18 protein-coding genes are annotated in these 20,399 nt (G+C 55.7%); 9 read left to right on the top strand and 9 right to left on the bottom strand.

Annotated features, from left to right (window positions below):
• Positions 1 to 401 precede the first annotated feature (401 nt).
• Together pssA and ilvY are read right to left on the bottom strand one after the other, a co-directional pair.
• Positions 402 to 1,268, bottom strand: coding sequence for a CDP-diacylglycerol--serine O-phosphatidyltransferase (gene pssA, locus ACP3PW_RS06640; RefSeq protein WP_426415888.1), 867 nt, complete (start codon positions 1,266 to 1,268; stop codon positions 402 to 404).
• A gap of 84 nt (positions 1,269 to 1,352) precedes the next feature.
• Complete coding sequence (ilvY, locus tag ACP3PW_RS06635; protein ID WP_426415887.1) at positions 1,353 to 2,234, bottom strand: HTH-type transcriptional activator IlvY; 882 nt, start codon at positions 2,232 to 2,234, stop codon at positions 1,353 to 1,355.
• 167 nt (positions 2,235 to 2,401) lie between these two features.
• On the opposite strand from ilvY, the gene ilvC reads away from it, so the two are divergent.
• Positions 2,402 to 3,871 (top strand): ketol-acid reductoisomerase, encoded by a 1,470-nt coding sequence (gene ilvC, locus ACP3PW_RS06630; protein WP_426415886.1) that lies wholly within the window; start codon positions 2,402 to 2,404, stop codon positions 3,869 to 3,871.
• A gap of 78 nt (positions 3,872 to 3,949) precedes the next feature.
• On the opposite strand, the gene ilvN is transcribed toward ilvC, so the two are convergent.
• Positions 3,950 to 4,441 (bottom strand): acetolactate synthase small subunit, encoded by a 492-nt coding sequence (gene ilvN, locus ACP3PW_RS06625; RefSeq protein WP_426415885.1) that lies wholly within the window; start codon positions 4,439 to 4,441, stop codon positions 3,950 to 3,952.
• Positions 4,441 to 6,168 carry an acetolactate synthase 3 large subunit gene (locus ACP3PW_RS06620; protein ID WP_426415884.1) on the bottom strand — a complete coding sequence of 576 codons (1,728 nt, stop codon included), beginning with the start codon at positions 6,166 to 6,168 and terminating at the stop codon, positions 4,441 to 4,443. The genes ilvN and ACP3PW_RS06620 overlap by 1 nt, the downstream gene beginning before the upstream one ends.
• Positions 6,169 to 6,717: 549 nt before the next feature.
• On the opposite strand from ACP3PW_RS06620, the gene ACP3PW_RS06615 reads away from it, so the two are divergent.
• Complete coding sequence (locus tag ACP3PW_RS06615) at positions 6,718 to 7,167, top strand: DUF4124 domain-containing protein (protein ID WP_426415883.1); 450 nt, start codon at positions 6,718 to 6,720, stop codon at positions 7,165 to 7,167.
• Between the two features lie 9 nt (positions 7,168 to 7,176).
• Here the strand turns inward: ACP3PW_RS06615 and ACP3PW_RS06610 are convergent, their stop codons facing one another.
• The 3 genes from ACP3PW_RS06610 to mrcB are packed head-to-tail and all read right to left on the bottom strand — an operon-like array spanning position 7,177 to position 10,339.
• Complete coding sequence (locus ACP3PW_RS06610; RefSeq protein WP_426415882.1) at positions 7,177 to 7,497, bottom strand: YqcC family protein; 321 nt, start codon at positions 7,495 to 7,497, stop codon at positions 7,177 to 7,179.
• Positions 7,498 to 7,499: 2 nt separating this feature from the next.
• A complete protein-coding gene (locus ACP3PW_RS06605; RefSeq protein ID WP_426415881.1) occupies positions 7,500 to 8,006 on the bottom strand; it encodes a tetratricopeptide repeat protein in 507 nt (168 codons plus the stop codon).
• Positions 8,007 to 8,026: 20 nt separating this feature from the next.
• A complete protein-coding gene (gene mrcB / locus ACP3PW_RS06600; RefSeq protein ID WP_426415880.1) occupies positions 8,027 to 10,339 on the bottom strand; it encodes a penicillin-binding protein 1B in 2,313 nt (770 codons plus the stop codon).
• Positions 10,340 to 10,451: 112 nt separating this feature from the next.
• On the opposite strand from mrcB, the gene ACP3PW_RS06595 reads away from it, so the two are divergent.
• The 3 genes from ACP3PW_RS06595 to ACP3PW_RS06585 all read left to right on the top strand — a co-directional run bounded on the left by ACP3PW_RS06595 (position 10,452) and on the right by ACP3PW_RS06585 (position 13,295).
• Entirely contained in the window at positions 10,452 to 12,017 is a 1,566-nt protein-coding gene (locus tag ACP3PW_RS06595) for an AAA family ATPase (protein WP_426415879.1), read from the top strand.
• A 133-nt stretch (positions 12,018 to 12,150) separates the two neighbouring features.
• A complete protein-coding gene (locus tag ACP3PW_RS06590) occupies positions 12,151 to 12,414 on the top strand; it encodes a TfoX/Sxy family protein (RefSeq protein WP_426415878.1) in 264 nt (87 codons plus the stop codon).
• Positions 12,415 to 12,497: 83 nt separating this feature from the next.
• Positions 12,498 to 13,295 (top strand): cyclic nucleotide-binding domain-containing protein, encoded by a 798-nt coding sequence (locus tag ACP3PW_RS06585; protein WP_426415877.1) that lies wholly within the window; start codon positions 12,498 to 12,500, stop codon positions 13,293 to 13,295.
• Positions 13,296 to 13,836: 541 nt separating this feature from the next.
• On the opposite strand, the gene ACP3PW_RS06580 is transcribed toward ACP3PW_RS06585, so the two are convergent.
• Positions 13,837 to 14,802, bottom strand: coding sequence for a ChaN family lipoprotein (locus tag ACP3PW_RS06580; protein WP_426415876.1), 966 nt, complete (start codon positions 14,800 to 14,802; stop codon positions 13,837 to 13,839).
• The gene (sfsA, locus tag ACP3PW_RS06575) at positions 14,799 to 15,560 is read right to left on the bottom strand and encodes a DNA/RNA nuclease SfsA (protein WP_426415875.1); all 762 of its coding nucleotides are present in this window, start codon (positions 15,558 to 15,560) and stop codon (positions 14,799 to 14,801) included. The genes ACP3PW_RS06580 and sfsA overlap by 4 nt, the downstream gene beginning before the upstream one ends.
• Positions 15,561 to 15,833: 273 nt before the next feature.
• Between sfsA and dksA the strand changes: the two genes are divergently transcribed.
• From dksA to ACP3PW_RS06555, 4 genes are read left to right on the top strand one after another with little or no spacing between them, the layout of a single operon-like run.
• The gene (gene dksA / locus ACP3PW_RS06570) at positions 15,834 to 16,271 is read left to right on the top strand and encodes an RNA polymerase-binding protein DksA (protein ID WP_426415874.1); all 438 of its coding nucleotides are present in this window, start codon (positions 15,834 to 15,836) and stop codon (positions 16,269 to 16,271) included.
• A 49-nt stretch (positions 16,272 to 16,320) separates the two neighbouring features.
• Complete coding sequence (gene gluQRS / locus ACP3PW_RS06565) at positions 16,321 to 17,223, top strand: tRNA glutamyl-Q(34) synthetase GluQRS (RefSeq protein ID WP_426415873.1); 903 nt, start codon at positions 16,321 to 16,323, stop codon at positions 17,221 to 17,223.
• 48 nt (positions 17,224 to 17,271) lie between these two features.
• Positions 17,272 to 17,448 (top strand): hypothetical protein, encoded by a 177-nt coding sequence (locus ACP3PW_RS06560; protein ID WP_426415872.1) that lies wholly within the window; start codon positions 17,272 to 17,274, stop codon positions 17,446 to 17,448.
• On the top strand, positions 17,438 to 20,395 hold the full coding sequence (locus tag ACP3PW_RS06555) for an ATP-binding protein (protein WP_426415871.1): 2,958 nt from the start codon (positions 17,438 to 17,440) through the stop codon (positions 20,393 to 20,395). Before ACP3PW_RS06560 ends, ACP3PW_RS06555 begins: the two co-directional genes overlap by 11 nt.
• The last annotated feature ends 4 nt before the right edge of the window (positions 20,396 to 20,399 follow it).

Genomic DNA, 20,399 nt, shown 5'->3' with positions numbered 1-20,399 from the left:
CTGAAAACGCTTTTTAACAAAGCTTCCCGGGCAACGAGGCGCGCGTTCTACAGCGTTCAATATCGCTGTCAACACACCCTTAAAAGTTCTTCTCAACTCCAGATATCCCCCGCCTGAGCGGTGCCTTGTCGTCGAGAAGGAGGCGCATTATATAGCGATCGGCACCATCGTCAAGTCTCTTTTTAGAGGAGTCCTTACGACACCCTATGCACACCACGAACAACACCCCGGACAGTCAAAGATAGTCACCCGCGCGCAGTAACGCTCCCGATAACAAAGAACATTTCGCAATTAGCCAGCCAGAGTAAAACCGTTTGCGTATATAGCTAAAAATAGCGACCACAAAAACAGAGAGGGCGCCCACTGGGCGCCCTCTCTGTATAGCGTACAAAACCGCCACATCAATCCTCTGCGACTTCCCGGGACTGCCCGCGGCCTAAATTCATTACCGCCATAACAGGACCTGAAAGGGTGTAGATCAAAAACACGCCCCATAACACCCGCGGTGGATCATAGGCCACAATAGCAAATACCAGCACCACCAAAAGAATAAATACGAAGGGCACTCGCCCTTTAAGGTCCAGGTCCTTAAAACTATGGAAGCGTATGTTGGTCACCATCATGACACCCGCCGCCGCCGTGACGACCATCGCCATCAGCGAGAACCACAACGAACTGTCGCCCCCAAACTCGCTAAAGGACCACACCATTCCAGCAACAACTGCCGCTGCCGCCGGGCTTGGAAGCCCCGTGAAAAACCGTTTGTCTGCCGACTCAATCTGGGTGTTGAAGCGAGCCAAACGCAATGCGGCTCCCGCAACATAGATGAAGGCCACGACCCAACCCAGCTTCCCCAAATCCTCCAACGCCCAACTGTATGCAACAACCGCAGGAGCCACGCCAAAAGACACCATATCCGCAAGACTGTCATACTCTGCACCAAAGGCGCTCTGAGTATTCGTCAATCTCGCTACACGACCATCAAGTCCGTCCAGCACCATTGCCACAAATATGGCAACCGCCGCCGGCTCAAACGCGCCCTTCGTAGCGGCGATCACCGCATAAAAACCACAAAACAGGGCCGCCGTCGTAAACAGGTTGGGCAACAGGTACACGCCTCGATGCTGTACCCGGCGGCCATTTTCAGCCACCTCTTCAACATGTTCATCAATCAGCAGGCTTTCCGCAGACTCGACCGAATCGACAGGGGTAGCATCCGCTTCCTCACCAGCCCCCTTTAACGGCGTCACTTTCGTATCGTCAGTCATTACTTTTAGTACTCACAAAAAACATTGCAGCATTATAAACAGCATCTGTATAAATGTCCTGTGCGGGGGCACGCCCATTCGCTACTACCGACACACACTTTCAGCAATCGACCACAACGCTTTAACGGCCGGTTTTTGCAACGAGCGCCCACGCACGCAGAGCCCGATCTCGAATGGCGGCAGTCGCAACTCAATTGCGAGCACTTTTACCCGCTCAGCAACCGGGCTATTTTGCAACACCAGCTCCGGCACCACACCGACCCCACACCCCAGATTTACCATAGCCACAATCGCCTCATTCCCCGCAACCGTAGCATAGACATCAGGCTTAATACCCTGCTCCACGAACCATCTATCGAGGTGCATCCTCGCCACCCCACTCTCGGCCTGCACCAACGGAAGTTCATACCAGGGCTTTCCTACCTCCAAGCTACTGGACACCCCCCCCTCTACCAACGGAGCAATGAGTTGCAGCGGGGTTTCGCTAATTCGTTGAAACTCCACATCCGCGTTCAGCTCGGCGGGCCTCGCCGCGATCACTAAATCCGCCTCCCCCCCCAACAACTTGGGCAATGATAGAGCCGCATCACCAGTGCGCAGCTTTATCTCTACCCCGGGGTGACGCCGCCGAAATTCACTCAGCAACTCCGGCAAGAAACGATAGCTCGCCGTCACCGAGCAATATAAGCTGAGCTCCCCCTCAAGAGGCCCACTCTCCTTTACTCGCTCCTTAAGCTGCCACCAGCGCTCAACCACTTCCCGCGCATAGTGCTGAAACTCCCGCCCCGCCGCGGTTAACGCCACCGAACGATTATCCCGATAAAAAAGCGGCACCCCCACCTCTGACTCCAGCCGCTGCACCACCCGACTCAGGGTGGAAGGGCTGACATGGCAAAGCTCGCTCGCCCGGGAGAAGTGCAAGGACTCGCTTAACACCAGAAACTGTTCTAACGCGACTCTATTCATGCGTGCCTCTTAGCATTTCGTTTTATGCAATAAAGTATTCCATATAATTCATTTTACGCAACACAAGAAATCCGTTAGGGTGGCGCCATTGTTGCCAGTAGCCACACACCGCAACAACCCAGACTTCCCAGCGCCCACGAGGCGCACTACCGATTCGGAGATATCGAATGAACTATTTCAATACCCTGCCACTGCGCATCCAGCTTGAAGAGCTCGGCAAATGCCGTTTTATGCAACGCGAAGAGTTTGACCAGGGTGTCAGCAAGATCAAAGGCTGGAAGCTGGTTGTCGTAGGCTGCGGCGCCCAGGGCCTCAACCAGGGTCTGAACCTGCGGGACAGTGGCCTGGACGTTTCCTATGCACTGCGCGAAGCGGCTATCGCCGAGAAGCGCCAGTCCTGGAAAAATGCCTCAGAAAACGGATTCACGGTCGGTACCTACGAGGACCTGATCCCAACCGCCGACCTGGTACTTAACCTGACCCCTGACAAACAGCACACATCCGTTGTAAAACAGGTTGTCCCGCTGATGAAAAAAGGCGCCACCCTGGCCTACTCCCACGGCTTCAACATTGTTGAAGAGGGCACAAAAATTCGCGATGACATCACCGTAGTGATGGTTGCACCGAAATGCCCCGGCACCGAAGTGCGCGAAGAGTACAAGCGCGGTTTTGGGGTTCCAACCCTGATCGCAGTGCACCGCGAAAACGATCCAAACGGCGACGGCATGGAGATCGCGAAAGCCTACGCTGCCGGCACCGGCGGCCATCGTGCCGGCGTATTGGAATCTTCCTTTATCGCCGAGGTGAAATCCGACCTTGTCGGCGAGCAAACCATCCTGTGCGGAATGCTGCAAGCTGGCTCCCTGCTTTGCTTCGATCGTATGATCGAGAAGGGGATCGATGCAGGCTATGCCTCCAAGCTAATCCAGTACGGCTGGGAAGTTATTACTGAAGGCCTGAAGCTGGGCGGCATAACCAATATGATGGATCGCCTCAGCAACCCGGCTAAAATCCGCGCCTACGAGCTCTCCGTTGAACTCAAGGACCTGATGCGCCCACTCTACAATAAGCATATGGACGACGTAGTAAGCGGTCACTTCTCCTCTACCATGATGGCTGACTGGGCCAACGACGACGCCGATCTGCTCGGATGGCGTGCCGCCACTCAGGACACTGCGTTCGAAAATACCCCCGCCGGCGATGTTGAGATCGACGAGCAAGAGTACTACGACAACGGCATCCTTATGATCGCCATGGTAAAAGCTGGCGTTGAACTGGCCTTTGAGGCGATGACCAGCTCCGGCATCATCGCTGAATCCGCCTACTACGAGTCGCTGCACGAGCTACCACTGATCGCCAACACAGTCGCACGCAAGAAGCTGTACGAAATGAACGTCGTTATCTCCGATACCGCCGAGTACGGCAACTACCTGTTCGCGAACGCCTGTGTACCACTACTCAAGGATTTCATGCAGACCGTAGATACGGACGTTATCGGTTCTGGCATGGCCGTAACCAGCAACAGTGTTGATAATCGCCAACTGGTTGATATCAACCAGGAGATCCGTAGCCACGGTGTAGAAGTAATTGGCAACAAGCTGCGCGCTTACATGACCGATATGAAACGTATCGTATAAGCGCTTGCAACCTACAAAAAAGCCCGGCAATGGCCGGGCTTTTTTGTGTATGGCGCACAAGGCGCCAACAGCTCCTATTTAAAGACTCAACACCTTCTCGCCGCGTGCTATCCCGGAAACCCCGGTGCGCACAACCTCTACAATGATGGCAGGGCCTATCGCCTGGATAAAGGCATCAAGCTTATCCCCATCACCGGTAAGCTGAAGGGTATATATTGAGCTGGTGACATCTACAATCTGGCCGCGGAAAATGTCAGTGGTGCGCTTCACCTCTGCCCGCTGGGCACCCCCGGCCTTCACCTTCACCAACATCATCTCACGCTCAATGTGCGCGCCCTCGGTAAGATCGACAACCTTTACCACATCGACCAGCTTGTTCAGCTGCTTGGTGATCTGTTCGATCTTCTGATCCTCACCCACGGTGGTCAGGGTCAGCCGGGACAATGTGGGGTCCTCCGTCGGCGCAACGTTGAGACTCTCAATATTGTAATTACGCTGGGCAAACAATCCCACAATGCGAGACAGAGCACCCGGCTCGTTTTCCATCAATACAGAAATAATATGTCGCATCAGGTTCGCTCCGTTTTACTCAACCACATGTCACGCATGGAACCGTCTTTAATCTGCATCGGATAAACATGCTCAGATGAATCCACCGCGATATCCATAAAGACCAAACGATCCTTCATCGCAAACGCTTCCTCCATGGCCGGTTTCAGGTCTGCCAACTTTTCTATGCGCATACCGACGTGTCCATATGCTTCAACCAGTTTTTTGAAATCCGGCAGCGAGTCCATATAAGAGTGCGAGTAACGCCCTTCGTACTGCATCTCCTGCCATTGGCGAACCATTCCCAGCACCTGATTATTCAAGTTAATGATCTTCACCGGCAGGTCGTATTGCAGACAGGTAGAGAGCTCCTGAATATTCATCTGGATACTGCCCTCCCCGGTAATACAGGCCACTTCGGCATCAGGGTAATGGAGCTTGATTCCGTTTGCGGCCGGGAAGCCGAAACCCATCGTGCCCAAACCACCCGAGTTGATCCAGCGGCGCGGCTTATCAAACTTGTAGTACTGCGCACCAAACATCTGATGCTGGCCCACGTCGGAGGTGACGTAAACATCCATATCCTTGGTGACCTCATACAGAGTCTCAACCGCCTTCTGAGGCTTGATAATCACCCCGTCACCGGCATCGTAAGGGAAGGTCCCTTTGCTGGAGCGCCACTCGTTCACCTGCTTCCACCAGCTCGCGATTGCGTCAGCGTCGGCAGCGCGCTTCTCCTCTTTCAGCTGCTTGAGCATATCCCGCAGCACGCTATCAACCGGTCCCACAATCGGAATATCGGCAACAATGTTTTTGGAAATACTGGTGGGGTCAACATCGATATGTATCACCTTTGCACCCGGACAGAACTTGCCAATACCGTTGGTCACACGATCATCAAAGCGAGCACCGATGGCCAAAATAACGTCGGCATGGTGCATCGCAAGGTTCGCCGTATAACTACCGTGCATGCCCAGCATACCCAAAAACTGCTGATCCGAGCCCGGAAACCCACCCAACCCCATCAAGGTGTTGGTGATTGGAAAATTGAGCAGGCGAGTCAGCTCGGTAAGCTCCTGCGCAGCACCACCGGTTACCACGCCACCCCCACTGTAAATAACCGGGCGTTTGGCACTTAAAAGAAGATCCAGCGCTTTTCGAATCTGCCCGCTGTGTCCGCGATTGGCTGGATTGTAGGAGCGCATTTTTATCTTTTTGGGATATTGATACTCAAATTTATCCGCAGGATTGGTAATGTCTTTAGGTATATCGACCACCACCGGACCAGGCCGGCCTGTCTGGGCGATATAGAAGGCTTTCTTGATGGTTTCCGGAATATCTTCGGCTCGCTTGACCAGGAAGCTATGCTTCACGATCGGGCGGGAGATACCCACCATATCCGTCTCCTGAAACATATCTGTACCGATAAAGTCAGAAGGCACCTGCCCCGACAGAATAACCATCGGAATAGAATCCATATAGGCGGTGGCAATACCGGTAATGGTATTGGTCGCACCGGGGCCGGAGGTGACCAGCACCACTCCGGGTTGGCCGCTGGCGCGAGCATAACCATCCGCCATATGGGTGGCGGCCTGCTCATGCCTCACCAGGATATGAGTCACCGCATCCTGCCTGAAAATAGCATCATAAACATGCAAAAGGGCACCACCGGGGTACCCGTAAATATATTCAACCCCTTCATCCGCAAGGGAGCGCACTACCATTTCTGCGCCAGATAAAAGCTCCACAATATTCCCCTAAAAGTGTGCAGACCACTGCCGGGAGTGGTCCTGAATTTACTGCGAAAATTGACTATACGGCCTACTACATCCGCACGAAACTGGATAGAGCACACCACCACACCGGATACAGAACCACAAAAACAACCGGCCCGGCTTGCTCAGCCAGCGCCTGTTTGCTTTGTCGTCCTGCCCCAGTAGCCAAACCAACTCGCCCTAAGGGCCTTCAGCTACTTTAAAGCTAGATTGTCTATGCGTTCCGTTTGTCGCGGACCGCTGCAACCCAGCGCGTGGTAACGCGTCTCGGGAGAATCCTTTGCCGAGGGTAACAGCGCTGGATCTGATAGGTCAGGAGCTCACGACCTAAACGCTTAGCCTGCAGGTGTGAGTCTTTCTCGAAGGGGCATTATTCTAACTTCACTACTATAAGTCAACGCTCGGCCAAAAGCGTGCCCAAATCACAGAGTGAAAGGGCTTTAGCGCCTTCAACTACACAGCAAATGAGCAAAGGTATATAGTAGGAATCTCACAAGGAATTTGACCAGTGGAAGCACTCAGATGAAAAAAGCCTGCCTCATAATTTTCTCGGCACTCCTGACCATGAGCTCGGCTCACGCAGCAACCTATTACAAATGGGTCGACGACAACGGTCTGACCCACTATTCAGCCACTCCACCCGAGGGCAGGCCCAGCGTTCAGATAGAGCGGGGCAGCTCGCGATCCCCGTCGGGCATCACCCCTTCAATTCCCAGTGCGAACGAACCAAACGAAGCGGCGGCTAGGACTGAAGACAAACTGGAGGCAGAGGGGTTCGAGCAGAATCTGGCCGCTGCGGAAGAGACTCGCAAAAAAAATTGCGACACGGCACGGGAAAATAAGGTTCAACTGACCCTAAAAAACCGCATCAAATTGCTACAAGACGACGGTACCTACCGCGTACTGTCCGACGAGGAGAAACAGCAGAAAGTCAGGCAGGCCGACGAGGCGATTGATACCTACTGCAACTAATCCGGTTTCTCAAGCACGGGTTAGCAGGCGGTCGATCTGTGCGATCACTTCGAGTAACGGGGCACTTTCACTCGCCCGCCCCTTAAAAAACTCATCAGCCAGAGGGCACAACTCACTGCGCGTTGGTAATGAGGCCCTAGCCTCGATCATGGCACGCAAACGAGCCACAAAAACCCACTGCAACCACTGATCAAACCCCATCGTATCGATGCAAAAAGGCTCCTGACTGGCAAAGGCCTCTGCCGCAGGCGGTACCCCCTGCCACAACTGCAACGCCTGCATCTCCTCTTCTAATCTATCCAGTAACCGGGTTAACTCAATGGCAGTCATCACTATCCTCTCGCCCGGATTTGGGCCTGTTCGATCAAACGCTGTAACTGTGCTCGCTGCTCGGTATCATGCACGATAGAAAGTCCTCTGCGGGCAAGCTGTTCGGCCTGGGCAAATTGCCCCTGCTGCAAACGCACAGACCCCAAGCGATAGTAAAGATCGGCATCATCGGGGGCGATTCTCAGCGCCCGCTCCAGGGACGCGGCGGCGGCATCAAACTGGGCAGCCGATAGCTGCTGCTCCGACAAAGACACCAGCTGTATTACCCCCGCTGGCCGCTGGGCCAACGCCCCCGGAGCAGGATCAACATAGGAATAGGTATCACCAGCCTCGGGTGACGGCGCATCAGGGGTCGCGCTACGATCGGTTTCAATCTGGGGCACCAACTCGCGACCGGGGTCCTGCTCGGGCACATAATAGTACTCGGGGCGGGATGCGCAGCCCACCAGTATGGCACCCAGGGATACACCCAGAACTTTACAAGCTCCCACAACCCATTTCGGAATCACAAACACCCTCACACAAACACTCAGTCGAACCAGGTACGGAACCAGTCTACCACAGGCCCCTGTATCCGGCAGATGCTGCTGGATGAGGGTTCGCTGCCGGTTATAAATGGCATATATCGTGCTCCGGCACAGCCTGCTCCACTGCGCTTCCCCGTATCGGGCTCGACCCAAACATAATCAATACCCTCTATCTCGGTGGGCCGCAGGGACTCCCTGCTTCCCTGCGCCATATAGTCGCTCCATACTCTCAATGCACCACTGCTGCCGGTTAGCTGCGTGGACCGGTTGTCATCCCGCCCCAGCCATACCACCGCCAGACGGTCGGCGCTGTAGCCGGCAAACCAGCTGTCACGCAAATCATTTGTAGTGCCGGTCTTTCCCGCTATGCGCAAATTGTTGGGCAAATAACGGTAGGCTGAACGCCCCGTACCCTCTCTCATTACCTCCATCAGCCCATACTGGATAAGATGGACCGCGGCCGGAGAAAACTGCTGCTGTACCGCCAGCGGATAACGGCTAAGAGGATCTCCTCCGCCGGTCACCACTGCACGAATAGACCGCAGGGGTACTTCAAAACCATTTGATGCAATGGTCTGGTATATCGTTGCCACCTCGATGGGAGACATTGAAGCTGCCCCCAGAATAAGCGCCGGATAATCGGTCAAGGGGCGAAGCACCCCTAACCGACGCAATACCTCCTGCACCGCAGGAACACCGATCTCCATACCCAAACGAGCCGCGGCCTGATTGTAGGAACGAGACAACGCTTCATGCAGGGGCACCATACCGTGTCCCTTGTGATCAAAATTCTGCGGTTGCCACACGTCATCTCGCGACAGGGCTACGCTGAAATCTCCATCGTCGAGCGGGGTGATCAAACTGTAGCGGCGGGGTTGTTCCAGTGCGGCCAGATAAACCGCCGGCTTGATCAGGGAGCCGATAGGACGTACCGCATCCAGCGCGCGATTAAATCCAGCATAACCGGCTTTACGGCCGCCCACCAACGCCAGCACCTCCCCTGTTACCGGGGAGGTAACGACGATAGCGCCCTCGGTTTTTTCATCACCGGGTGCGACGCGGGATAGCGTGCGCTGCAGGCTTCGCTGAGCCCTGCGCTGCGCCAAAGGGGAGAGACTGGTAAAAATTTTTAACCCTTCCGACGTCAGGTCCTGCTCACGATAATCTCTTCGTAGTTGGCGCTTTACCAAATCGAGGTAAGCGGTATAGAGGTTCCCCTGGCCACCCGGGCGGCTAATGACACCAAGCGGCATCCTCTTGGCGCGCTCTCCCTGAGCTGCCGTGGCGCCTCCCTGTTTAACCAGCTGATCGATCACCAGGTTGCGCCGCGCCCTGGCTCGCTCAGGATGACGTCGCGGGTCGTAATAGGAAGCGCCTTTAACCAGCCCCACCAGCAGGGCTGCACGTTCAAGCGACAGTTCCGCTACCGGCTGACCGAAATAGAATTCGCTGGCCAGACCAAATCCATGGATAGCGCGACTGCCCTGCTGCCCCAGATAGATTTCGTTAATGTAGGTTTCGAGTATCTCATCCTTGCTGTAGTGAAACTCCAGCAATAACGCCATCAGCGCTTCGATACCCTTGCGCCACAATGAACGCTCGCCACTCAGGTAGAAATTCTTCACGAGCTGCTGCGTAAGGGTGCTGCCTCCCTGCCGCACCCCCCCCGCACTCAGGTTAACCATCAGGGCCCGCGCGATCGATTTGGGTGAGACGCCTGCATGCTGGTAAAAGCTTCTATCCTCCACTGCCAGCAGGGCAGGTATCAGGGTTGAAGGGAGTTGCGACAGCTTCACCAACAAGCGATCTTCGTTATTAGCCGGGTAGATACCCCCGATCAGGAGGGGTTCCATGCGCACCACCCCCACATCGGTCCCCGCTGCGCTGCGCAGAGACGCTACTCGCCCCCCGGAAAACTCAACCACTAGCCGCTGCGACGGTTCGCGACCATCGGGGAAACGAAAGCCTCGGCTGTAGAGCTCAATTCGATCCCCCGAACGCGACACCTGCCCAGCCCGACGCACCTGCGCTACCGCCTGATACCCAAGCAGTTTTAGCTGTTCCAAAGCGCCATCGGCATCAAGCAGGGCACCCGCATAAAGCTCAAGAGGGCTGGCGTAAACCTTGGCGGGTATCGCCCACTTTTTCCCTTCAAAGCGGCTCACCACTGCGGCATCAAGATAAGCAAGCACAAAGAAACCGACCACTGCCATCACCAGCGACAGCTTGAACAGCGTTGATAGGATCAGTTTTTTGCGGGAGCCAGCGTTTTTCTGGCGTTTTCGCCTGCGGCGCGGGGTAGTAGGTCTGGACATAGGCGGCAAATTATAACCCAGCTACCACTGCGTACTGAGTGCTACATTTACTATTGAATCAAAATCGCCATAATAGTCGGCCTTATTCTGAATCCAAAACCAAGGAGCTGCTGTGAGCAACCCCCTGATCGAGGCACTTTCCCGCCCTGCCCTCTTTGACCACCCGGTTGACTCGTTCGAACTGATCGAGACCCATATCTCCTGGGTACTGCTTACCGGCCCTTATGCCTACAAGATCAAGAAGCCTGTAGACTTCGGCTTTCTCAACTTCACCTCGTTAAGCGCGCGCAAAGCGTTTTGTGAAGCAGAGGTCTCCCTCAACCGGCGCCTTGCCCCCGAGATCTACGACACCGTATTACCCCTCTATGGCAGCGCCCAGTCCCCCTCGTTCCAAGCCAGCGGAGAGCCTTTCGAGTATGTGGTACGGATGCATCAGTTTCCAACGGGGCAGCTCCTCAGCGAACTGCATGAGCGCGGCGAACTCAACGTTGGGCACATCGATCGACTGGGCGAAATTTTGGCCCACTTTCACGCTGACATAGAGATTGCCGCTCCCACCAGCGAATTTGGTACCCCTGCGCAGGTCATGGCTCCCGTTAGCCAGAATTTTGAGCAGATCCGCCCCCTGTTAGGGGATAACACCAACGATTTACGCCAGCTGGACCTACTGCAGGGCTGGGCCGAAGACAGCTTCCAACGCCTTAACGAACTCTTTTCCCAGCGTAAGGCACAGGGCTTTATTCGCGCCTGTCACGGCGACGCTCACCTTGGCAACATCACCCTCTTCAATCAGCAGGTGACCCTGTTTGACTGCATCGAGTTCAACGAGGCGTTTCGCTGGACCGACGTCTGCGCCGATACGGCATTCCTTATTATGGACCTCGAGGCGAGGGGAGAACCGCAACTGGCGAACCACTGCTTGAACCGGTATCTGGAGATCAGCGGTGATTACCAATCGCTGGCGCTGCTCAATTTTTACAAATCCTACCGCGCCATGGTGCGCGCCAAAGTATCGCTGTTTATGATGCAGGGCGCCGACGCATCTGGCCGCGAGGCATTGCTGGCAGAGTATCGCAAGTACGCCGAGCTTGCAGAGAGTTACACCTGCGTCCCCTTCCGCTTCGCAGCCATTACCCATGGCCTCTCCGGATCAGGAAAGAGCACCGCGGGTAACAAACTCATCGACGGCCTGCGCATCATTCGGGTACGGTCTGACGTGGAGAGAAAACGTCTGTTCGGACTGGCCCCGGAAGCCTCATCGGAAAGCGAACTCAACGCCAACATCTATTCTACTGAAGCTACCCAGCAAACCTACGACCACCTTACCGGGCTCTGCGTAGAGATTTTGAGCTATGGCTTCAGCGTGGTAGTTGACGCCACCTACCTGAAACAACACCAGCGCCAGCAGATTCACGACGCTGTCGAAGAGCAGGGAGTTCCATTCCTGATCCTTAGCTGCGAAGCGGAGCTGGACAACATTCGCCGCTGGATTCAAACCCGTGCAGACGAAGGTGGCGACGCCTCCGAAGCCAATCTGGACGTGCTAGAGCAACAGCTGAAAAGTAGCGAGCCCCTTACCGAACAGGAGATGCATTATCGCAAACTGGTCAAAACCGACGACCAGGATAGCGTTGATTCTTTGGTAGCACGAATTCGCCAGCGCTTCGACCAGCACTAAACCGGGAATCAAAGTCCCCCTTGCATTTAACGCAGGTCGTCTATTATTAGTGGGTGAACAGCTTCCGTTCACCCACTTCACCAGACTCACCGGCGAGCGCGCCACCATTGGCGCGTAAAAAGGATTGCAAGCGATGTCAACAAACCTGATCGAAATGAAGAACCTGGGAAAAACCTCGGTTCAATGGCTCAATGCGGTGGGTATCCGCGATAAAGAGAAACTGGAAGAGATCGGATCCGTTGAGGCGTACCGTAAGATCAAGACCCGTGGTTTCAAAGTATCCAAAGTGCTCCTCTATGCACTTGAAGGCGCGCTGATCAACGCCCACTGGAACAAATTGGACCCATCACTCAAGGAGCATCTGGTCGAGCAAGCCGAGAGTGACGGGCAAAAATAAGACCTAGCGCACACAGCACCCCTTTAACTCGCCCAATATTTGGCCTATCGTTGATCGTCCAAACGTACGATGGACATACCTATATGTATTTGCTGGGCGAACATCCTCCCTATATCGACAATCTGATCGAGAGCCTGCAAGCGATACCTGGCCAGATGCTTGCGGGGCTCACCCCAATCGACGATCCCGTTGAGTTCAGTAACGTTGAAAACCTTTACCTGCAACATAGTCGTGACCGCCTGTACCATGTACAGCAGGGAGTCGTGCACGCAGAGATTGAGGGTCGAGCGCTGTTTTATCTCCAGGACGGAGACCTGATTGGCCTGCGCCAGGGCCTGGGCCTCCCCCCCTGCACCTATTCGATCGCCCAAAGCTCCATTCTCGTGCCCTACGATCGTCAGGAAACCTTCCGCCACATTCACCAGGATGAGGAGCGCCAGCAGCTCTTTACCCGCTACATACTTGGCCACTCCGCACTCTTTGCGGACGCCTTGGCGCGTAATAGCCACGCCAAGGCACACCCCGCCACGGGCTTCATGCACGTACGCAAGGGCGAAGCCATTATTCGCGAGGGGGAAGATGCAGACCACGTGTACATTATTATGAGTGGTCACGCCGAAGCCCAGGTTAAAGGCGTCAAGGTAGGAGAGGTCTTTAAAGACGAAGTCTTTGGTGCGATGGCCGTCTTTACCGGTGAAAAACGCAGCGCTTCGGTTATCGCCAGCGAAAACAGTACGGTCATGACCGTCCCTAAGGATCAGTTTGTTGACCTGATGCAAACACACCCCCGCATCTGTTCGACGCTGATTGAGCAGATGGCTCGCACGATCACAGCCTTGAATAAAAAGCTGCTCGAATGCGAGACATGCAGCGACCACTAGGAGGTCACTGCATGCGATGACGTTTTCAGGAAACTGCTTGACTCCTCAAATGAGAATGATTATTATTTGCATGCGGTTGTCGCAAGACAACCGGATAAGCTGAGCAGGACGATCTAGCAATCCTGTTCGGGTTATCTCCTCATCAGGCTAAACCACGGTTTGCCCCTCTCCCCCAGGAGAGGGGCTTTTTTATGTACAGGATGTACGGTAGATCGCGGGAGCCATGGACGGCGGGAGCGATCATATGCAACCACGGTAGATCGCGGGAGCCATGGACGGCGGGAGCGATCATATGCAACCACGGTAGATCGCGGGAGCCATGGACGGCGAGAGCGATCATACACAGCCACGGTAGATCGCGGGAGCCATGGACGGCGAGAGCGATCATACACAACCACGGTAGATCGAGGGAGCCATGGACGGCGGGAGCGATCATACACAGCCACGGTAGATCGCGGGAGCCATGGACAGGCCGGTCAATGCTCCTGCCAGACCGGCACTCCCCCGCCCAATGAAAAGAAGTAAGCACTTACACCCGGTCTTAGCCACCCCGTGAATGCTTGGCCCAATCGGCACAATAATCGGGCCGAGGCATTTTGGGCGTAAACCAAAGATAATCATAAATCCCCCGCAACCGCTCAACCGCATCACCCACACCGCCATCGGAGGCGTCCGAAAGCTCTACCATCGCCAGGGAGATCAGCTTGGCATCGGGCTGCAGACGCTGCAGGTAGAGAGGAACCCCGAGGTCCCGCCGAACGTGATAGGCTCCTGCCACCAGCACCGATACGGCATCGGGGGCCATTATCGCCTCAGCCATACTCTGGTCGCGGTGCTGCTGAACCCGCACCATCGCCTGCAAATGATCCCCCTCCGCCTGACCACAATGGGAAGCAATAATCTGCTTTTCCAACTGACCTTGCACCCGGGCTTGTTGTTGGCTTGCTAATAACGGAGCACCCGAGTCCTGTTGCGCGTAGATCTCCTTAATACGTCCGGCATCCAGATTCCCTGCACGCAAAGGAGCACCCTGCTCGAGCGCCAGCAGCATCAGCGGACCATAAAAATGCCAGTCCCAGCCCCGCACCTGATCCCAACGAAGATGCTGCTTCAGCTCGGACAGGTCTGGGTGTTCCAGCTGCGCGGCACTATCAACCAGGGGCTGCTGACCCTGTTTCAGCATCTCCAGCGTCAACATCCCCAGCCGCTTCTGCTGGCCAAGCTGATCCAGTAGGTACCACTGAATTCGGTGATGGTCCGGGTTATCGTGTTTTTCCCCCAACATCAGGTAATCTGTCTGGCTGATCGCGTGCACCAGCGCTTTCGGCTCAATCCACTGCTCCCGAGGGTATGACCAGATATTCCCCAACCCTGGCGCCTCGCGATTAAGTGGCGCTTGCCACTGCTGTAACTGCTCCTCACCGGCAACGATAATCGGCGGCCGGGAGACGCAGCCCGTTAACATCAATACCACCCCCACACCAAAGGTGAACCATCCCATCTTCATATTGACTCCCGTTTATCGAAAACACGAACGTCGTCGCTGAACATCAAGCGGCGCTCCAATGTGATCGCGTCGAGGCTAATGTTAGCCCCGTAAGCGATCACCTCTACTCCGCAGGCCAACGCCTGGCGCAAGGTCGCCGCATACTCAGGGTCTATCTCATGGGCCGGGGCCACCCGCTCGATCGCGGTATGGGGCACCACATACAACAGAACCCCACGATATCCCGCCTTTACCACGGCCATCAACTCACGTAGATGCTTAGCTCCCCGGGCACTCACAGAATCGGGGAACAGGCCAACGCCCGACCCCACCGCCAGGGTGACACTCTTGACCTCAACATAGCAGTCAGCACGGTCACTAGCCCGTAACAGGAGGTCGATGCGGCTGCGCTCTTTACCATAGGCGACCTCGCGCAAAATCTCGCTATAGCCCTGAAGCTCGACCAGACACCCCGACTCAATGGCCTCGCGGGCCAGATGGTTGGGGCGCGCGGTATTCACTCCGGCCAGCCCCGCTATGGAACCCCCTCCGCCCTCATCCAGCGTGGTTTCCACCAACTCCCAGGTATGAGGGTACTTTCGCTGGGAGTTGCCAGAATCCCAATACCAGACCCGGCTTCCTGGCGCTGCGCAATTTTTCATCGAGCCGGTATTCGGGCAATGGACCGTAAGGCAACCACCCTCAGCGGTTTCCACATCGGCCAAAAAACGCTTATAACGGCGCAGCAGGCGCCCCTCTATTAACGGTGGGTAGTTCATTACTGCCTGTATATCCTAATCGATTTGATTGGGCCGATCTCAAAGCCGACCGCACGCCGGTAGCTGCCAGCACATTAAGCCCCAAATTGTGTGAAAATTCGCGCAGATTTTGACTGACCTCCAATGAAGGGGGTATTTTTTTATTAATTGGCTAGCGCAGAGTTCACTGTTCTGGTAGTTTCTCCGCTCTTGCGAGTAGATGGATCCTACGTCACCGGTCAATCGCGTAATTCCACCTGCAAAAAGATAGCTATTTATGTAGAGGCTGAGAGTATGCCAGCACAGAAAAAGACCACCAATATGATCCGTAGCTTCGAACCCTATAAAGAAAAAAAGGGTGAGGAGTACATGAATGAGTCGCAGACAGCTCATTTCACCCGCATCCTCAATACCTGGAAACTGGAGTTGATGGAGGAGGTGGATCGTACGGTTAACCATATGCAGGATGAAGCTGCCAACTTTCCGGACCCGGCCGACCGCGCCAGCCAGGAGGAGGAGTTCAGCCTCGAGCTGCGCACAAGGGATCGCGAGCGTAAGCTGATCAAGAAAATTGAAAAAACCCTGCAGGCCATCGAAGACGACGACTATGGCTACTGTGATTCCTGCGGCGTTGAGATCGGCATCCGTCGGCTGGAGGCGCGTCCAACTGCGACCCAGTGCATCGATTGCAAGACTCTGGCCGAGATCAAGGAAAAACAACTGGGCACCTAAATGCCCTACCGGGGTCGCACTTTCGACGTAAAGACGACCCCATCCAGCCATGGCTGATCCTTCCTACGTCGGGCGTTTTGCCCCATCCCCTACCGGTTTACTGCATTTTGGCTCCCTGCTGGCTGCGGTTGCGAGCTATCTGGATGCCCGCGCCCAAAAAGGCAGCTGGCTACTGCGTATTGACGATATTGATCCCCCGCGGGAGCAGGCCGGCGCTAGCGATCAGATCCAGCGCACCCTTGAACACTATGGCCTGCACTGGGATGGAAGCACCCACTACCAGTCACTTCATACCGAACGCTACCGCGACTTGCGAGACCAACTCCTTCGGCGCAGCCTAGCCTACCCCTGTAACTGTTCACGCAAACAGCTAGCGGCTTATCATGGCCGCTACCCAGGACTATGCCGAAACGGAACGTCGGGAACCGGAGCCTGCGCCATCCGGGTGCGCTGCGATAACACCCCGACCAGTTTCATTGATCGCATTCAGGGAGTTCAACACTATGATCTTGCGGCCGATTCGGGAGACTACGTTATCTGGCGCAAAGATGACCTGGTGGCCTACCAGCTTGCAGCGGCAGCCGATGACGCATGGCAAGGCATCACCCACGTCGTGCGCGGCGTTGACCTGATAGATTCCACCCCCCGCCAAATCCACTTACAGCAACTGCTGGATTTTAAAGCGGCAAGTTACGGCCACATCCCCGTGCTGGTAAACTCCAGCGGCCGCAAGCTCAGCAAACAAAATTTTGCTCGCCCCCTCCCAACAGGCGACCCTCGCCCCCTACTGTATTTTGCGCTGGAGCTGCTGGGGCAAGAGCCATACCCTGAGTTGCGCGACGCCCGTCTCGACGAGTTGCTCCAGTGGGCGATAGAGCATTGGTCAATCGCGACGGTGCCCCCACTGGTTGAGGTTTCGGTCACGGCGGTAACGCCGCCCTTTGATGTTTAGGTACAGCTTGAGTACCATCGTCTCCACCCCGGACGCCAGAGAGCCCCTATGTACATCTATCGCCTGGTAACCCTGCTTGTTATCGGCATTTACCTGTTCTCGCCTGCGATCATGGACTGGTGGATCCGCTCCTCGGTGGATTGGTACGCGCCCTGGATCCTGTGGCTAATCCTGATTATCGTCTGCCTGCTCCTGCAGCGTCAGCGAGGCCCCGATGAACTTTGAGGTCAGCACCCTGCTGCTGGTTACCCTGGGGTATCTCGCCTGCCTGTTCCTTATCGCCTGGATTACCGAACGGGGAGTGATTCCCAGCCGTATTGTGCGCCACCCCCTGACCTACGTACTGTCACTGGGTGTCTATGCCAGCGCGTGGGCCATCTACGGCACCGTCGGCTTTGCCCACAACTATGGCATGGTATTTCTCGCATATTACCTTGGTATCTGCGGTGCTTTCTTTCTTGCTCCGGTACTGTTGGCACCGATCCTCAAGATCACCCGCACCTACCAGCTGGGATCGCTCGCCGATATCTTTGCCTTCCGTTTTCGCAGCTCATGGGCGGGAACCCTCAGCACCGGGCTAATGGTCATCGCCATTCTCCCTCTGCTGGCACTGCAGATTCAGGCCGTGACCGATGCGATGCAGCTGATCTCCAACTACCGCTCCCCCGAACTCCTGGCGCTCGGTTTTTGTGGACTGATGATCCTGTTTTCGATTCTGTTTGGAGCTCGACACACCTCCTCGCGAGAGCGGCACGAGGGGCTGGTATTTGCGATCGCCTTCGAATCCGTGGTCAAGCTGATCGCGATGGTGACCATCAGCATTATGGCGATATACCAATTCTTCGATGGACCCGAAGGCCTAGAGCAATGGCTTGAGCAAAACCAGGAGCTGATGCCGGCGTTTCAGCAGTCCCTGGAGGGTGGCCCCTGGCGAACCTTGCTGCTGGTATTCTTTGCCTCCGCCGTCACCATGCCCCACATGTTTCACATGATCTTTACCGAAAACCTGAATCGACGCTCACTACTTAGCGCCAGCTGGGGCATGCCGCTGCTACTACTGGTACTGAGCTTTTGCGTGATCCCGATTCTCGCCAGCGGCTTGCTACTGAACACACCGACCAACCCCGAATACTTTACCATCGGCATCGGCATCAGCGCAGAGAGTGCCCTGATGACCCTGCTAGCCTATGTCGCGGGACTATCCGCCTCTAGTGGCCTTATCATCGTAACAACACTGGCGCTCTCGGCCATGGTACTCAACCACCTGGTGCTACCCTTCTACCAACCCAGCGCCAAGGGCAATATCTACAGTTGGCTGGGCTGGACCCGCCGCATTCTAATTAGCACCATCATCCTTGCCAGCTATGGGTTCTACCGCCTGCTCGAGGGCTACCAGGACCTGTCCAACCTGGCGGTGGTTGCCTTTGTCGGTACCTTACAGTTTCTGCCCGGTGTTTTGGCGACCCTCTATTGGCCTACGGCTAACCGCCAGGGGTTTCTCGCGGGGCTCTTCGCGGGGGGGGCGGTGTGGGCGACCACGATGTTGATCCCGCTGATTACTGGTAGCCAACAGATCCTGCTGCCCCTGCTGGACTATGCCCTGGTCATTGATGTCGACACCTGGAACATGGCTGCGATTATCTCCCTCAGCCTTAACAGTCTGGTGTTTATCACGGTATCCATGTTGACCCGCAGCTCGGATGAAGAGATCAGCGCTGCCGCCGCCTGCGCCGTGGATGCGATGAACCGCCCCCACCGACGCGAACTGAGCATCACAACCCCATTGGAGTTCCAGCAACAACTGGGTAAACCCCTGGGGGCCCGCATTGCGCAACGGGAGGTTAACCAGGCCCTGCGGGATCTCGGACTGGGTTACAACGAAAAGCGCCCCTACGCCCTGCGGCGCCTGCGGGACCGGGTTCAGGCCAACCTATCAGGGTTGATGGGACCCAGCGTAGCCCAGGAGATCGTAGACAATTTCTTACCGTATAAAGAGGGCGTCGCAGAGTACGTTACCGAGGACATTCACTTTATGGAGAGCAGGCTGGAGGACTATCATCTCCAGCTCACCGGCATGGCAGCCGAGCTCGACGGGCTGCGGCGCTACCATCGAGAAACCCTTAAAAGCCTGCCGATGGCAGTCTGCTCACTCGGTGAAGACCAGGAGATCTTGATGTGGAACCGGGCCATGGAGCGCATTACCGAGATCGAATCGGTCGAGATCGTCGGCTCTCGGCTCAGTGATATACCGCCCCCCTGGCGTGAATTACTGCAACGCTTCGTCGAGGACCGCGCCCCCCACCTCTACAAACATGAGATCGAAGTCGACGGTGAGCACCGCTGGATCAGCCTGCACAAAGCGGCTATCAGCACGCCCCAGGCTATGCGCAGCGGTACCATCGTATTACTCGAAGACCTGACCGATACCAAAGTGCTGGAAGAAAAGCTGGTCCACAGCGAACGCCTCGCCTCGATTGGCCGCCTCGCCGCAGGCGTCGCCCACGAGATCGGCAACCCCATCACCGGCATCGCCTGCCTGGCACAGGAGATGCGCGAGGAATCCGAAAGAGAGGATTTTCGCGAGATGGCACAGCAAGTACTGGGACAAACCCAGCGCGTGACGCGCATCGTACAATCGCTGGTGAACTTCTCCCATAGCGGGACCAACCATCAACAAACCGCACCTGGCGACCCGGTCAACATGTACATCACCGTCAACGAGGCCGTCGACCTGCTATCGCTCAGTCGCAAGGAGCAGGGGATTGAGTATGACAACCTGGTGGGGAGCGAACTTATGGCCAGTGGCGATGGGCAGCGCCTGCTGCAGGTTTTTGTTAACCTGCTCAGCAATGCCCGCGACGCCTCACCGCCCAACAGCAAAATAACGATCGCCAGCAGTGCCAGCGAGCACACACTAACGCTCTCTGTTAGCGATCAAGGCAGCGGTATTCCAAGCGCTATTCGCGACACGCTGTTCGAGCCTTTCGTCACAACCAAAGACCCTGGCAAGGGAACCGGTCTGGGTTTAGCTTTGGTATACAGTATTATTGAGGAACATTTTGGTAAGATAGAGGTGGTCAGTCCAATTGACAGCGAAAGCGATCGCGGTACCTGCATCCACATCACCTTACCACGATACCAACAGGGCTTCGATTCTTCTCACTCTAGCTAAGAGA

The organism is Aestuariirhabdus sp. LZHN29, from assembly GCF_049985285.1.
Classification (GTDB): domain Bacteria; phylum Pseudomonadota; class Gammaproteobacteria; order Pseudomonadales; family Aestuariirhabdaceae; genus Aestuariirhabdus.
The sequence above is the reverse complement of the archived record's forward strand: the minus strand, read 5'-3'. Positions and strand labels throughout refer to the sequence as shown.

Coding starts and splice junctions, on each gene's coding strand:
- pssA (WP_426415888.1), bottom strand. CDS start 1,268: ATGACTGACGATACGAAAGTGACGCCGTTAAAGGGGGCTGGTGAGGAA.
- ilvY (WP_426415887.1), bottom strand. CDS start 2,234: ATGAATAGAGTCGCGTTAGAACAGTTTCTGGTGTTAAGCGAGTCCTTG.
- ilvC (WP_426415886.1), top strand. CDS start 2,402: ATGAACTATTTCAATACCCTGCCACTGCGCATCCAGCTTGAAGAGCTC.
- ilvN (WP_426415885.1), bottom strand. CDS start 4,441: ATGCGACATATTATTTCTGTATTGATGGAAAACGAGCCGGGTGCTCTG.
- ACP3PW_RS06615 (WP_426415883.1), top strand. CDS start 6,718: ATGAAAAAAGCCTGCCTCATAATTTTCTCGGCACTCCTGACCATGAGC.
- ACP3PW_RS06610 (WP_426415882.1), bottom strand. CDS start 7,497: ATGACTGCCATTGAGTTAACCCGGTTACTGGATAGATTAGAAGAGGAG.
- mrcB (WP_426415880.1), bottom strand. CDS start 10,339: ATGTCCAGACCTACTACCCCGCGCCGCAGGCGAAAACGCCAGAAAAAC.
- ACP3PW_RS06590 (WP_426415878.1), top strand. CDS start 12,151: ATGTCAACAAACCTGATCGAAATGAAGAACCTGGGAAAAACCTCGGTT.
- ACP3PW_RS06585 (WP_426415877.1), top strand. CDS start 12,498: ATGTATTTGCTGGGCGAACATCCTCCCTATATCGACAATCTGATCGAG.
- ACP3PW_RS06580 (WP_426415876.1), bottom strand. CDS start 14,802: ATGAAGATGGGATGGTTCACCTTTGGTGTGGGGGTGGTATTGATGTTA.
- sfsA (WP_426415875.1), bottom strand. CDS start 15,560: ATGAACTACCCACCGTTAATAGAGGGGCGCCTGCTGCGCCGTTATAAG.
- dksA (WP_426415874.1), top strand. CDS start 15,834: ATGCCAGCACAGAAAAAGACCACCAATATGATCCGTAGCTTCGAACCC.
- gluQRS (WP_426415873.1), top strand. CDS start 16,321: ATGGCTGATCCTTCCTACGTCGGGCGTTTTGCCCCATCCCCTACCGGT.
- ACP3PW_RS06560 (WP_426415872.1), top strand. CDS start 17,272: ATGTACATCTATCGCCTGGTAACCCTGCTTGTTATCGGCATTTACCTG.
- ACP3PW_RS06555 (WP_426415871.1), top strand. CDS start 17,438: ATGAACTTTGAGGTCAGCACCCTGCTGCTGGTTACCCTGGGGTATCTC.